The sequence below is a fragment of the Bradyrhizobium sp. URHA0013 genome (assembly GCF_000518345.1).
Classification (GTDB): domain Bacteria; phylum Pseudomonadota; class Alphaproteobacteria; order Rhizobiales; family Xanthobacteraceae; genus Bradyrhizobium.
Map to the genome: position 1 here is coordinate 647,761 of NZ_KI912426.1, position 13,979 is coordinate 661,739.

The 13,979-nt window shown below is 63.5% G+C and carries 11 protein-coding genes; 7 read left to right on the forward strand and 4 right to left on the reverse strand.

Going from position 1 to position 13,979, the window contains the following annotated elements:
* Positions 1-23: 23 nt before the first annotated feature.
* The 6 genes from N551_RS0123630 to N551_RS0123655 all read left to right on the forward strand — a co-directional run bounded on the left by N551_RS0123630 (position 24) and on the right by N551_RS0123655 (position 7,347).
* Positions 24-1,547 (forward strand): FAD-dependent oxidoreductase, encoded by a 1,524-nt coding sequence (locus N551_RS0123630; RefSeq protein ID WP_027568996.1) that lies wholly within the window; start codon positions 24-26, stop codon positions 1,545-1,547.
* A gap of 177 nt (positions 1,548-1,724) precedes the next feature.
* Complete coding sequence (locus N551_RS0123635; RefSeq protein ID WP_027568997.1) at positions 1,725-2,933, forward strand: ABC transporter substrate-binding protein; 1,209 nt, start codon at positions 1,725-1,727, stop codon at positions 2,931-2,933.
* A 249-nt stretch (positions 2,934-3,182) separates the two neighbouring features.
* The gene (locus tag N551_RS0123640; RefSeq protein WP_027568998.1) at positions 3,183-4,415 is read left to right on the forward strand and encodes an acyl-CoA dehydrogenase family protein; all 1,233 of its coding nucleotides are present in this window, start codon (positions 3,183-3,185) and stop codon (positions 4,413-4,415) included.
* A 119-nt stretch (positions 4,416-4,534) separates the two neighbouring features.
* On the forward strand, positions 4,535-5,935 hold the full coding sequence (locus N551_RS36190; protein ID WP_051462891.1) for a sensor histidine kinase: 1,401 nt from the start codon (positions 4,535-4,537) through the stop codon (positions 5,933-5,935).
* Positions 5,928-6,320 carry a response regulator gene (locus N551_RS36195; protein WP_197031184.1) on the forward strand — a complete coding sequence of 131 codons (393 nt, stop codon included), beginning with the start codon at positions 5,928-5,930 and terminating at the stop codon, positions 6,318-6,320. Before N551_RS36190 ends, N551_RS36195 begins: the two co-directional genes overlap by 8 nt.
* Before the next feature lie 535 nt (positions 6,321-6,855).
* Positions 6,856-7,347, forward strand: coding sequence for a septal ring lytic transglycosylase RlpA family protein (locus tag N551_RS0123655; protein ID WP_027568999.1), 492 nt, complete (start codon positions 6,856-6,858; stop codon positions 7,345-7,347).
* Positions 7,348-7,503: 156 nt separating this feature from the next.
* On the opposite strand, the gene N551_RS0123660 is transcribed toward N551_RS0123655, so the two are convergent.
* From N551_RS0123660 to N551_RS0123675, 4 genes are all read right to left on the reverse strand, one after another.
* Positions 7,504-9,474, reverse strand: coding sequence for an AI-2E family transporter (locus N551_RS0123660; RefSeq protein WP_027569000.1), 1,971 nt, complete (start codon positions 9,472-9,474; stop codon positions 7,504-7,506).
* A gap of 91 nt (positions 9,475-9,565) precedes the next feature.
* Positions 9,566-9,880, reverse strand: a complete 315-nt coding sequence (locus N551_RS0123665) for a hypothetical protein (RefSeq protein ID WP_027569001.1) — start codon at positions 9,878-9,880, stop codon at positions 9,566-9,568.
* 144 nt (positions 9,881-10,024) lie between these two features.
* A complete protein-coding gene (locus tag N551_RS0123670) occupies positions 10,025-10,207 on the reverse strand; it encodes a hypothetical protein (RefSeq protein ID WP_027569002.1) in 183 nt (60 codons plus the stop codon).
* A gap of 322 nt (positions 10,208-10,529) precedes the next feature.
* Entirely contained in the window at positions 10,530-12,269 is a 1,740-nt protein-coding gene (locus tag N551_RS0123675) for a methyl-accepting chemotaxis protein (RefSeq protein WP_027569003.1), read from the reverse strand.
* Between the two features lie 220 nt (positions 12,270-12,489).
* Between N551_RS0123675 and N551_RS0123685 the strand changes: the two genes are divergently transcribed.
* Positions 12,490-13,872 carry an ethanolamine ammonia-lyase subunit EutB gene (locus N551_RS0123685; RefSeq protein WP_027569004.1) on the forward strand — a complete coding sequence of 461 codons (1,383 nt, stop codon included), beginning with the start codon at positions 12,490-12,492 and terminating at the stop codon, positions 13,870-13,872.
* The last annotated feature ends 107 nt before the right edge of the window (positions 13,873-13,979 follow it).

The window sequence follows — 13,979 nt, forward strand, 5'->3', positions numbered from 1 at the left end:
CGACGGCTCAAGGAGGCAACGCCATGACCGAGGACAAGAAGCCAAGCGGACCCGACTTGAGCCGAGGCGTGACGCTCGCCGCGTTCAAGGACAGCAAATTGCTCGGCCATGTCGGCGAGGAAGACGTCCTGCTGGTGCAGGCCGGCAGCGAGATCTTTGCGATCGAGCCGACCTGCAGCCACTATCACGGACCGCTTGCAGAAGGACTGGTGGTTGGCGACACCATCCGCTGTCCCTGGCACCATGCCTGCTTCTCCTTGCGGTCAGGCGAGGCGACCCGTCCGCCGGCGCTGAATGCGCTGGCGGTGTGGGAGGTCTCGCGCGATCAAGACAAGATTATCGTCCAGCGTAAGCGCGAGGTGCCGAAGCCTCCAGCGCCTCACCGGACGGCGCCAACGCCGGAAAAATTCGTCGTCGTCGGCGGCGGCGCGGCGGGTTTCGCGGCGGCGCTGACGCTCCGTCGCGAGGGCTTTGCCGGCGCCATCACCATGCTCAGCAATGACAGCGCGATGCCGGTGGACCGGCCCAATCTGTCCAAGGATTACCTGGCGGGCAACGCGCCGGAGGATTGGCTGCCGCTGCGGGGCGAGGACTATTATCGGGACGCCGGCATCGATCTCAGGCTCAACACGAATGTCGCCGCGATCGAGGCGAAGACGCGCAGCGTGACGCTGGGCAACGGCGACAGGCTGCCGTTCGACCGGCTGCTGCTCGCGACCGGCGCCGAGCCGGTCAGATTGCAGATTCCGGGGGCCGACCAGCCTCATGTCCACACCCTGCGCTCCGTCGCCGACAGCCGCGCCATCATTAAGGCGGCCGGCAGCGCCAAGCGTGCGCTGGTGATCGGCGCCAGCTTCATCGGCCTGGAAGTTGCGGCCTCCTTGCGGGCACGCAAGATCGAGGTCCACGTGGTCGCGCCGGACGAACTTCCGATGCAGAAGGTGCTCGGTCCCGAGATGGGCGACTTCGTGCGCGCGCTGCATGAGGAGAATGGCGTCAACTTCCACCTCGAGGACACGGTGGAGAAGCTGGACGGCACGCGCGCCACGTTGAAGAGCGGCGGCGTGATCGAGGCCGACCTGGTCGTGGTCGGCATCGGCGTCAAGCCGCGCCTCGCGCTCGCCGAGCAGGCAGGGCTTGCGGCCGACCGGGGCGTCAGCGTGAGCGAATATCTGGAGACCAGCATAGCCGGTATCTTTGCGGCCGGGGACATCGCGCGCTGGCCCGATCCGCATTCGCGGCAAACTATCCGCGTCGAGCACTGGGTGGTGGCGGAGCGGCAGGGCCAGACCGCGGCCCGCAACATGCTCGGCAAGCGCGAGCGCTTCGAGGCCGTGCCGTTCTTCTGGTCGCAGCACTATGACGTGCCGATCAACTATGTCGGCCACGCCGATAGTTTTGACGATATCGCAATCGACGGCAGCATTTCCGGCAAGGACTGCCTGCTGAAGTATCGCAAGGGCGGCCGTGTCCTTGCGATTGCTTCAATTTATCGGGATCTCGACAACCTCAAGGCCGAGCTGGAGATGGAGCGGACGCGCGGCTGAGGCGCCGCATCCGGTCTTGATTGGCGTCAATGGTGCTGCCCGCGACGGCGGCTGTGCACCGGCTGATCAGCAACTCGACGCAAGACCGCCTTGTGGAACTCCGCTGATCTGACGTGCTGGCAAAAGCAGCACGCCCCGCCTTCCGAGTCGCGCGGCGATCATCACCGGGGAGAAACCATGAAAGCCGCTTTGGTCCTGGCTGCAGCCGTGGCTGCCTGCCTGTCCACGCCTGTCTCCGCGCAAAAATCCTACGGTCCGGGCGTCAGCGACACCGAGATCAAGATCGGCAACACCATGCCCTATAGCGGCCCCGCATCGCCGCTCGGCATCACCGGCAGGGTGATCTCGGCCTATTTCGACGAGGTCAACGAGAAGGGCGGGATCAACGGCCGCAAGCTCAATCTCCTGTCGCTCGACGACGCCTTCTCGCCGCCGAAGACCATGGAAGCGGCGCGCCGGCTGGTCGAGGGCGATGGCGTCGCCTTCATCTTCGCGACCATGGGCACCGCGCCGAGCTCGGCGATTGCGAAATATCTCAACAGCAACAAGGTGCCGCAGCTGTTTCTGATCAGCTCGGCCTCGAAGTGGAACGACCCGGCCAACATGCCCTGGTCGATGGCGCTGCCGTGGGCGCCGAACTACACCAGCGAGGCGGCCATCGACGTCGCCTATGCCCGCGCCAAGAACCCGAATGCGCGCTTCGCGGTGCTCTATCAGAACGACGACGCCGGCAAGGAATATCTGCGCGGCGTCAAGGAAGCGCTTGGTGCCGACGCCGACAAGGCGATCGCGATGGCGTCGAGCTTCGAGGTCGCCGACCCCACCGTCGATTCCCAGGTGCTGACTCTCGCGAACACCAAGGCCGACGTGTTCATGATCTATTCGGTGACGCCGCGCGCCTGCGCCCAGGCGATCCGGAAAGCGCATGAGGTCGGCTGGCAGGCGACGCGCTTCCTCGCCTCGGGCTGCGCCAACAAGGCAACCGTGATGGTCCCGGCTGGCCTCGATGCCGGCAAGGGCGTGCTCTCGCTCGGCTCGCTCAAGCCGTTCGTCGAGGTGCCGAAGGACGATCCGGCGATGACGGCCTATATCGACTTCATGAAGAAGCGCCTGCCCAATGCCGACGTCAACAACGTCGCGGGTCTCTACGGCTACACCGTCGCCGAGGCATTGGTGGTCTTGCTGAAGCAGTGCAAGGACAATCTGACGCGCGAGAACATCATGGCGCAGGCGGCCAATTTGAAGAACGTGCCGCTGTCGCTGCTGATGCCCGGCATCACGCTCAACACCACGCCGCAGGATTTCCGCCCGATCAAGGACGGCTATATGCTTCAGTTCAACGGCAACGACTGGATCGTGGCAAGCGAGCTGTTGCGCGGCACGTGAGGGACTGCGAAGCGAGCGGCTGCAGAGACGGTGCACCCTCTCCCCTCGTGGGAGAGGGTGCATCGCCGGGAAGCGGCGAGCCGGGTGAGGGGTCTCTCTCCGCGAGTCGTCTCTACATTTGAACTCGCGGATACAACCCCTCATCCGGCGCCATAGCCGAAGCTTTGCTTCGGCGTTCTTAGGAACGCCGGCCGAAGGCCGCCTATCCCACCTTCTCCCGCAAGGGGAGAAGGGAAAGAGGAGACCGCCATGGACTTTCACCACTCCGAACGTTCGCTGGAGCTGCAGGAACGCGTCCGGCGGTTCATGCGGACGCATGTCGAGCCGGTCGAGGAGCTCTATTACGAGCAGGTGAAGCCGGAAGCGACACGCTACAGGACGCCGCAGGTCCTTCAGGACCTGAAACGGCTGGCGCGCGAGCAGGGGCTCTGGAACCTGTTCCTCTCCGGCGAGCACGGCGAAGACCCTAACAACACTGGCTTGACCAATCTCGAATACGCGCCGGTGAAGGAGATCATGGGCTGCATCCTCTGGGCGCCGGAGGTGTTCAATTGCTCGGCGCCCGATGTCGGCAACATGGAGGTGCTGGCCAATTACGGCACGCCGGCACAGCAGGAGCGCTGGCTGAAGCCGCTGCTGGAGGGGCGCATCCGCTCCGGCTTCTCGATGACGGAGCCGCAGGTCGCCTCCAGCGATGCCACCAACATTCAATGCGAGATCAAGCGCGACGGCGGCGACTACGTCATCAACGGCCGCAAATGGTTCACCTCGGGCGCGATGAACGAGGATTGCGAGATCCTGATCGTGATGGGCAAGACGGCGCCCGACGATCCCGACCGCCACCGCCAGCAATCCATGATCCTGGTGCCGAGAGCGACGCCCGGCGTGCGCATCGTCCGCGACATGCTCACTTACGGCTATGACGACGCGCCGGTCGGCCATCCCGAGATCGTCTACGAGAACGTTCGCGTGCCGGCCGAGAACATCCTGCTCGGCGAGGGCCGCGGTTTCGAGATCGCGCAAGGCAGGCTCGGTCCCGGCCGCATCCATCATTGCATGCGGCTGATCGGCTGTGCCCAGCGCGCGCTGGAATTGATGTGCCAGCGCGCCGTCTCCCGCACGGCCTTTGGCAAGCCGCTCGCAGAGCAGGGCTCGGTGCGCGAGGACATCGCGCACTCATTCTGCGAGATCGCGCAGGCGCGGCTCTTGACGCTGCAAGCCGCCGACAGGATGGACCGCGAAGGCAACAAGGCCGCGCGCGACCTGATCGCGGCCGCCAAGATCGTGGTGCCAAGCATGGCCGCCCGCGTGATCGACCGCGCCATCCAGATCCACGGCGCTGCCGGCGTCTCGCAGGACACATTCCTCGCGCGTGCCTACGTCTGCGCCCGCTTCATCCGCATCGGCGACGGACCGGATCAGGTGCATCTGGCCGCGGTAGGGAAGGAGCTGATCAAGCGCGGCGGGGTGATGGCCGGGTAGGACCGTTACCGGACGTCACCCGTTGCTGCGGGAACCTGGGTCGTGAACCAGCTTAGGAACGTCCTTGGACTGTCGCGATTGTCGCTGGCAGTTGGCGCGCTGCCCAGCGCGAGCGCCGCGTGCAGGAGAGCAATCATCCGACAAACGGTCCGGCCGCCCCCGCGGACAATGAGCTGCTGCGTCTCGTATTCGAGAGCGCGACGGACTTTGCTATCTTCACGATAGACCCGAACGGCATCACCACCAGCTGGAACCCCGGCGCCGAGCGGTTACTCGGGTACAAGACCGACGAAATCATCGGAAAATCGGCGGACGTGATCTTTCCCGCCGAGGAGGGTGGTTTTGAGGCGGCAGCCGAAGAACGACGCAGCGCGTTAGCTCAGGGCCGCGCTGAGGACGAACGCTGGCAGATGCGCAAGGACGGCACCCGGCTCTGGGCTTCGGGCCTGTTGATGCCGCTGGCGGAGCGCGACGCGGGTTTCGTGAAGATGTTGCGCGATCGGACCAGCCAGCACCGTGCTGCGGAGCAGCTCGCGCAAAGCGAGGAGCTGTTCCGCGTTCTCGCCACCAATATACCCCAGCTGGTTTTCCGCTCAAAAAGTGATGGTGAGCGCACTTGGGCCAGCCCGCAATGGACCATCTTCAGCGGTCTGAGCTTCGCTGATAGCATCGGTTTCGGTTGGCTTGACGCGATCCATCCGGATGATCGCGAAGAGACCCAGGCGGCCTGGCTCGAAGCGCGCGCCAAGGGCGAGTATTACGTCGAGCACCGCGTCAGGCGTTCCGCCGACAGAGAGTTCAGGTGGCATCAGACCCGCGCGGTACCGATGAAAGTCAGTTCGGATGCAGACGCTGTCGATTGGGTCGGCACGATGACGGACATCCACGAACTGCGCGTGCTTCAAGATCGGCAGAAGGTTCTCTTGGCCGAACTGCAGCACCGCAGGCGCAATCTGCTCGGGGTCGTCCAATCACTTGCCCGGCAGACGATCAGATCGAGCCCGTCCCTGGACGACTTTGCAGACGACTTTGAAAGCAGGTTGGGTGCCCTCTCCAGGGCTCAGGGTTTGCTCGCGCAAAGCGACAATCGGCCGATTGAACTCGGTGATCTGGTCAGGGCCGAATTGGAGGCGCACGCCAGTGCCGACGTGGAGAAGGTGACGACCGAGGGGCCGGCGGCACCGTTGCCGGCGATGTCGGCGCAATCGATGGCTCTCGCGCTGCATGAGCTCGCCACGAATGCGGTAAAATACGGCGCCCTCGGCCAACCCTCAGGCCGGCTGACGGTGCGATGGGAGGTCAAGAACGATCAATCCAGGCGGCAAGCAACCGTGGTATGGTCCGAAAGCGGGGTTGCCATGCCTGAGGGCGGGCCGGCGAGAAAAGGCTACGGAAGCGAATTGATCGAGCGAGCACTTCCTTATCAGCTCGGCGCCAAAACGAAGCTTCGGTTCGAACCTGACGGCGTCCACTGCGAAATCGCCGTGCCGCTCGCGAGCGAGGAGAAGCGTGATGACTGAGTCGCAATCACTACTAGGCCGGCGGCTCCTCGTCGTCGAAGACGAGTACATGATCGCCGCCGACCTGGCCCGTGCGCTGGAAGATCGCGGCGCTGAGGTCATTGGGCCGGCGGGGTCGGTCGAGGACGCCCTGAATCTGGTTGCGGCCGAACAGAGGATAGATGGCGCCGTCCTGGACATCAATCTTCGCGGCGAACGCTCCTATCCGGTTGCCGACGCACTTCGGACGCGCGGGGTGCGGTTCGTGTTCACCACCGGTTATGACGCTTGGGCGATTCCGGATGCTTATGCAGCCGTGCCACGTGTCGAAAAGCCGGTTAACATCAAGGCGCTCAGCGGACTGTTCTCGATCGATCAATCGGACGAGAAACCGCGGACGCTCTAGCCGCGCCCGTTGCGGGGCAAGGCCGCGATCCCACTCCCTGATAGCTGCGTTCCCGGCCTGCAAGATAGGTCGGATGATCGCTTGCCGCATTCGCGCGGCAGCGCGTAGCAGATTTGCCGTTACAATCCGATCAAGCGGAGCGGGTGATGGAGTAGGGGCGATCTCTTCTTCGTTCGAGAGGGTGCACGCCTGTGCAGCAGTGTATCTGCGTTGATCGCTTCTGCGGAAAGGACGGTCGATGGGAAAGAAGAGAAGGTCGGACAGGCGAGTGGAACAATCAATCTGATTGTGAGCGCCGCGGGACTCATGTGGCCGCGCCATTTCGCCGTGGCCTCTTCTTGTCACGCTGTTGACGCAATGTCCGTCTTAGACGGCGACAACTAAAAACACCGTTTGGAACCATTCTGGTTCCTGCAATGGTTCCGCAGCCGGGGTTGGCTCGACCTGTAAACATCGCGAACCCGAACGCTTCCGCGTTTGCTTGATGATGTTTTGAGGCATCGGAACCGGACAATCGAAAATCACAGGAGATATGATGGTGTTCCGATCCAGCGCCGCAATTTGCGGCGCCGTGGTTGCGCTTGCCGTTTCCGTTACTGTTGCTCGATGCGAAGCCGCTGGAGTTCACTCAAGCGCTGTCGTCAATGTCGCTTCCGGGGAAGCGATCGTCGGCGCGGCGTCCACGTACAATCCGTTCAAGCCGGGCAAAGAGGAGGGCGGCCCGAAGACAGCCTCCGGCGAGCGCTATGATCCCTCAGTCTGGTCGGCCGCCATCAAAACGAGTTTGCGTAAGAAATTCGGTGGAGTCCAGTTTGGCGCGAAGCCGAAATACGCCCTCGTAGAGGCCGTCGGCAAGAAGGTCATCGTCAAGATAAATGACGTGGGACCGCTAAGGCCTGGCCGCATCATCGACCTCAACGAGCGGACGATGCGCCATTTTGATCCGGGCCTGCAGCGCGGGGTCATTCCCGATGTAAAGGTGCGGCCGCTTGCCGGCGGCGATTGGACCCCCGGGCCGGTTGGCTGAACCGTCGCACCAGAAGGTCGCGCAGCACGGTCCTTTGTATGTGACTGAGGGAGTGCCAGGACACACCGGCCTTGAGCCGGATCCGATGTCGGCAGGAACGAAGGCCTTTCGGGTTTGCTGCGCGCCTGCAGCAGCCATGTCTCCGCGTATAAACTGCTAGCCGGCCGTGATCTTCGAAATCCGGCCTTCAGCGACTGTGCCAAGGGAGTCCACACCCGTCGCCTCTATGCAGAGTTTAAGCGCCCCGCCCAGAGTTGCAGCAGCCAGATCCGCCTTGGCGCCTTCCCGCAGATTTTCCAGCGCCGCTGGCTCGATGTCCTTCATCCAGCAACCCAGAATGATTGTGGCCTTCGGCAATTTACGGCGAAGCCGTCGCACCGAGTAACGCATATGGGCCGGGCTGCTTGCATCCATATAGACGAGGCAGACAATGGCGACCCCATCGGTCTCCAGCCGGAAGATATTCGCCGTCGACAACGCTTCCGCTGCCTCGACTCTGGCCGACAAGCCATGCGCTCCGGTCAGTTGAGCCAGCATGATCGCAGCGGCTTCGTCGATCGGATTTCGCCCGGCCACGCAGAGCACGGGATGTTCGCCTTGCCATTCAGTGGGCAAGTCCTCCTTGCGCAGCACCCGCAGACCCTCATAAGGCGCATCCTCAGCCACGCCTTCTATGGCAGATGTAGCTTCGACATCTGTGGTCGGGCCGATCTTCGGCGGCGGACGCTCATCCTGCTCCGAAATGTTATTGGCAAATTCCTGGACCGCATCCCTGATTTTAGCCAGCCGGTCGGGATCCAGAGCGCCGCGCTCGGCATCCGCTTGAGCCAGCTGCAGTCCTCGCAAGGCGACTTCGTCGTAATAGGAGCTGAGAGATCGCTCCTTCAAGAACTCCTCGGCTTTTGCAGATGCTTCGGTCGGGTCGCCGGCGAGCATCCGCTGATAGAATATCTCAGGCGGAGAGAGCGCTGGTCGGTCTCCAAACATGACGTCCAGGAACTCCAGGCGCTCGACGTGGCGGCCCAGGACGACCAGACACACCGTAAGGGGTGTTGCGAGAACGAGGCCGATCGGACCCCAGAGCGCCGTCCAGAATGTCGCGGAAGCGACAACGGCCACCGGCGACAGTCCCGTGCTGTGTCCATAGACCATCGGCTCGAGCACATGGCCGACGACGGGCTCCACCACCACGAACAGCGCGATCGTCCACAGCAGCATCGTCCAGGTTGGATCGACCGCAACCGCGAGAGCGAGAGGGAAGGCGGCGGCGATGACCGCCCCAATGTAAGGCACGAAGCGCAGCACTGCCGCCAGAATGCCCCACAGGATCGCGCTTGGAACGCCGATCAGCCAGAGACCGATTCCTATGATGATGCCGAAGCCCCCGTTCACGAGAAGCTGGATGAGGAAAAGCCGGCTGAGGCGGCTCGCCGCGTCATCAAGGGCAGCCGTGGTGCGCTGCAGGTCATCCGAACCGGCCAGCCTGATCAGACGATTACGAAGATCCTCGCGCTGAAGCAAAATGAAGATCACGAATATGACGATGATCCCGGTCGTTGCGAGCGGATGAAGCAATGGTGAAATCAGCGTTTGCAAGCTCTCCAGCGCGCCGGGATCGGGCTGAAGCACTTCCACAGGAACAGGTTTCGGCGGGGCCGCTTTCGGAGCTGCTATGGTCCCCAACGAATTCGCGGCCTCCTTGGGCTTGTCGAGTTCTTTGCTGAGGTCCTTCAACATGCTGGAAGCCCGCTCGAGCGTGCCCCGACCGGCCGTGGTCTCACGGAAGGATTGGATCTTCTCGCTTATTGTGGACTGATATCGCGGCAAATCGCCGGCCAGCTGGGCGAGTTGGGTAGCGAGCAGACTGCCCATCGCAAATATGAACGCGAAGGCGATCACGACCACGCTCACCACAGCCAAACTGCGTGGAATGCGCAGTCGCTGAACCAGTCGAACCAGAGGCGCCAGCACGAAGCTGAGCAAGACGGCCAGCGCTATCGGAATGATGATCTCGCGACCATAATACAGCACCATGACAATGATCGCGGCGAGAATGGCCATCGCCACGGCGCTCAATAGAGAAATCAGTTCTTCCGGTGTTCGTGCTTTGAATGGCTGCCTGATCACAGCTCCTCGCTAGGCCGGGAAAAGCGGCGAGTTTGTAGTTCAAAAAAGCCGCGGATTGCTCCGCGGCTTTTGCATTCACAGGATTCGTATCTCAGTAGCGGTCGGTGCCGATGCCGACGCTCACGCCGGGAGCGCGGAAGCCGATGCCGCTGCGCTCTTCATAGCCGCGCCGCTCGATGTAGCGCTCGCGAGGTGCATATCCGTAGGAATCGCGCCCATCGCGGATGATGACATGGCGTTCGCCGCGCTCGCGCCAGCAACGACCGTCTTCATTGCAGACCATGCGGACGTTTTGAACGTTGCTGTCCGGTGCGGCGGAAAGGTTGGGGGACAGCGGGGCTGCAGCAGCAGCGGTCACGAGAAGGGTGGTTGCTGCGGCCGCCAGAGCGGCTGTGAAAAATTTCATGGTGTTCTCCAAATGTGAGGTGTCAGTGAGGCAATAGACTGGGAACCCAATGGTTCCATGGCTGAACAGATATCGTCAGCTGCCGCCACTCTGTTCGCAGGCATCCCGTGCCCGAAAGACAGATCAACTCGCTATGATTGGCGATTATGACTTGGAAGATGGGATTGCGGAGAGAGCCATCGCGCGCTCTCTATGAAGATCGGCTTCGAGATCCTGGACGATGTCGTGGAGCAGAACGGCGGCAAGCGGATCGGTCACCTCTCGCTCCAACGCCCGGTAGCGCAAGATCAGGACCTCCTGTTCGTCGAATTGGCAGTCTGCAGACATGCTGTAATTCCCTCCGCATACCGACGCAGAGGCGGCTGGATAGTTTCGCTAAAAGTTCTGGATCATTGTCTATGGGTCATCAAGCGATGAGAGGCGGCCTCAGCCGGCCTTCGGCTTTCCACGATCAGCCGGCCCCCAGCGGAAAGCTCCAACATTGACATCATGCCCCTGTTTTGCCCGACGCAGCAAATGGATTCGCAAAATCCGCAAAAAGTAACGCCGATGGCCAAGCCATTGAAATCGCTGTCCCCGGCTACTGTGCATGGGGTTGTTTTCGCGTTTTATTGATAGAGCGACCCCAGCGCCGCCGGTGGACGTCCCGTCATCCGGCCTTGGCGATGCGGCCGTCCGCTGCGCCCGAGCGCAGGTTCTGGAAGAACTTCTCCACCTCGCGCGACAGCGTCTCCGCCGTCTCGGTCACGCTGCTCGCAGCCGTCAGCACCGAGGAGGCCGCCGTATCGGTCTCGCCGATGGCGTCGCGGAGCGAGCTGATGTTGGCGACCAGGGTCTCGTTGCCTTGGGCAGCCGATTGCGCGTTGGACGAGATCTCGCGCGTGGCGGCGTCCTGCTGGCCGATGGCTCCGGCGATCGCCGAGGTGACGTCGTTGATCTCGCGCACCGCGCCGCCGATCTCGCGGACGGCGTCGACCGCGTTGCGGGTGGAGGACTGGATCATCGAGACGTTCTCGCTGATGTCGGCGGTCGCTTTCGCGGTCTGCCCTGCGAGTGCCTTGACTTCATGTGCGACGACGGCGAAGCCGCGACCGGCATCGCCGGCGCGCGCCGCCTCGATGGTGGCATTGAGCGCGAGCAGATTGGTCTGCTCGGCGATCGCCTGGATCAGGCTGAGCACGCCGTCGATGCGTTGCGTGGCAGCGGCCAGGCTCTCGATCTCGGCGATGGATTTCTCGGTGCGCTGGCCGGTCTGCTCGACCGCGCTGGCGGATTGCCGCACCTGCCGGCCGATCTCCACCACCGACGCAGACAGCTCCTCGGCCGCGCCTGCCACCGCCGTGACGTTGTGCGAAGCCTGCTCGGTGGCGTTCGCCGCCGTGCCGGCGCGGCTGCTCGCGTCCGCGGTGACGCGGGTGATGGTCTGCGCTGTCTCGCGCATCACGGAGGCGTTGTCGCTGAGGCCGCGCATGATCGCGCCGATCGCCTCGCGAAACGCGTCGACGGATTGTTCGATGTGGCGGGCGCGCTCTTCGCGCGCGGCGGAGTCCTGCGAGACCTGTGAGGCGAGGTTGCGGTTACGCGCCATCGCGTCCTGGAATATCTGGATCGCGCGTGCCAGTGCGCCGATCTCGTCGGCGCGGTGGCTGTGAGGCACCACGACGTTCTCGGCGCCGTCAGCGACCTGCTTGATGGTCGCGGTGATGGCGGAGAGGGGGCGTGCGATCGAGCGGGCGATGATGACGATGCCGATCACGACGAGCGCGAGCGCCACGCCGGCGAGGCAGGTCAGGACGAGGGACAGGATGCGATTGGTCTCGGTCTCGTGCGCGATTTGCCTGGCGCGCTCGGCATAGACCTTGGACAGCCCCTCGAGATCCTTGTTCAGCGCCGAACGCACGGTGCGGTTGGCGTCGTTGTCGCCCCATTCGCGGCCCGCGGCCGCATTGGTCTCGACGCCGCGGCGCACCAGCTCCTTGCGAAACTCGACGAACTGCTCGATGCGCTTCTTGAAGGTGGCGAACTGCTCGGCATCGTCAGCCTTGACGATGGTCTCCCAGCGCTTCACGACGTCGAGGATCTGGGCGTTGAACTTGAGCAGGCCGTCGCCGTATTTCTTCACCACGGCGGGCTCGGTCGACATGTAGACGCCGCGCGATTCCATCACGACCGCATAGACCAGCGAGTTGACCCGCTCGACGTTCAGCGCGGCGGCGTTCGCAGTCTCGATCGCGCTCGTCAGGTCGGCACCGCGGCGGCTGTTGTAGTCGGACAGCATCGCGATCGCCGCCGTGAGCAACGCGAACAGTGCAAAGATCGCGTAGAGCTTGTTGGCAAGCGTGAAGCGGCCGGCGAGGCCGGTGGCATTCCCAGGTCGGTCAGTTGTCATGGTTTTCAGGGGCCCGAATGGCCGGGAGCGGCCGGAGAGCGCGGTCGTGCAAATGATTGCAAAACTATGCAGAATGAAGATGGACGCGGCGTTAACGCCGGGTTTGGCCCCCTTTGCCCTCGGCCGAAAGAAAGGTAGATATTTCAGCGTCTTGATCTGAAGGTATAGTCTTGGGATCGCCCTGGAGTCGCCCTCTGGCCGACGAACCCCGGAGAGACCTTTGGTCTACCGCCACACCATCGACGCAACGACCTACACGTTCCCGGATTTGCGCGACCTGCTCGCCAAGGCGACGCCGCCGCGCTCCGGCGACCGGCTGGCCGGGATCGCCGCCGCCAGCGCCGAACAGATGATCGCGGCGCGGATGGCGCTGGCCGATGTCTCGCTCGGGCAGTTCTTGCAGGAAGCCGTCATCCCCTATGAGATCGACGAGGTCACCCGCCTCGTCATCGACAGCCACGACGCCAAGGCCCTCGCGCCGGTGGCTTCGCTGACGGTCGGCGCCTTTCGCGACTGGCTGCTGTCGGACGCCGCGACACCCGAAATCTTGCGGAAGCTAGGAGGCGGAATCACCCCTGAGATGGCCGCCGCGGTCTCGAAGCTGATGCGCAACCAGGATCTGATCCTGGCGGCGCGGAAATGCGAGGTCACCACCGCTTTCCGCAACACCATCGGCCTGAAGGGCCGGATGAGCACCCGGCTCCAGCCCAACCATCCCTTCGACGACGCCAGGGGCATCACCGCATCCATCCTCGACGGCATCCTGCTCGGCGCCGGCGATGCCTGCATCGGTATCAACCCGGCGAGCGACGATCCGGCCGTGATCGGCCAATTGCTGCGGCTGCTCGACGAGGTCATCGCGCGGCTGAAGATCCCGACCCAGGCCTGCGTGCTGACCCATGTCACCACGACGCTGTCGCTGATCGGGCAGGGGGCGCCGGTCGACCTCGTGTTCCAGTCGGTCGCCGGCACCGAGGCCGCCAACCGCAGTTTTGGCATCGACCTCGCGCTTCTTAAGGAGGCGCAGGAGGCCGGGCTGTCGCAGAAGCGCGGCACGGTCGGGCAGAATGTGATGTATTTCGAGACCGGGCAGGGATCGGCGCTGTCGGCCAATGCCCATCACGGCGTCGACCAGCAGACCTGCGAGGCGCGCGCCTATGCGGTCGCCCGCGCCTTTGCGCCCCTTCTGGTCAACAGCGTGGTCGGCTTCATCGGCCCGGAATATCTCTACGACGGCAAGGAAATCATCCGAGCCGGGCTGGAGGATCACTTTTGCGGCAAGCTGCTCGGCCTCCCGCTCGGCATCGACATCTGCTACACCAATCACGCCGAGGCGGACCAGGACGACATGGACAATCTGCTGACTCTGCTGGCGGCCGCCGGCGTCACCTTCATCATGGGTGTTCCCGGCGCCGATGACGTCATGCTGAACTATCAGTCCACGTCTTTTCACGACGCGCTCTACGTCCGCGACGTCTTCGGACTGCGCCGCGCACCGGAATTCGACGACTGGCTGGTGCGGTCCGGCATTGCGGGCCCAGATTTCCGTCTTGCCGGCGATGCAGGCCTGCTGCCCGATTTTGCGTCACGGCTGATCGCGTGACTCGGCGGAGGCACCCGGCGACCCGAGGAAACCATTGGTGCCATGGGGAATTAGGCTCATGCCACAATATTGAGAAATTCCGGCGGCAGCATTACGCTATGTGTCTG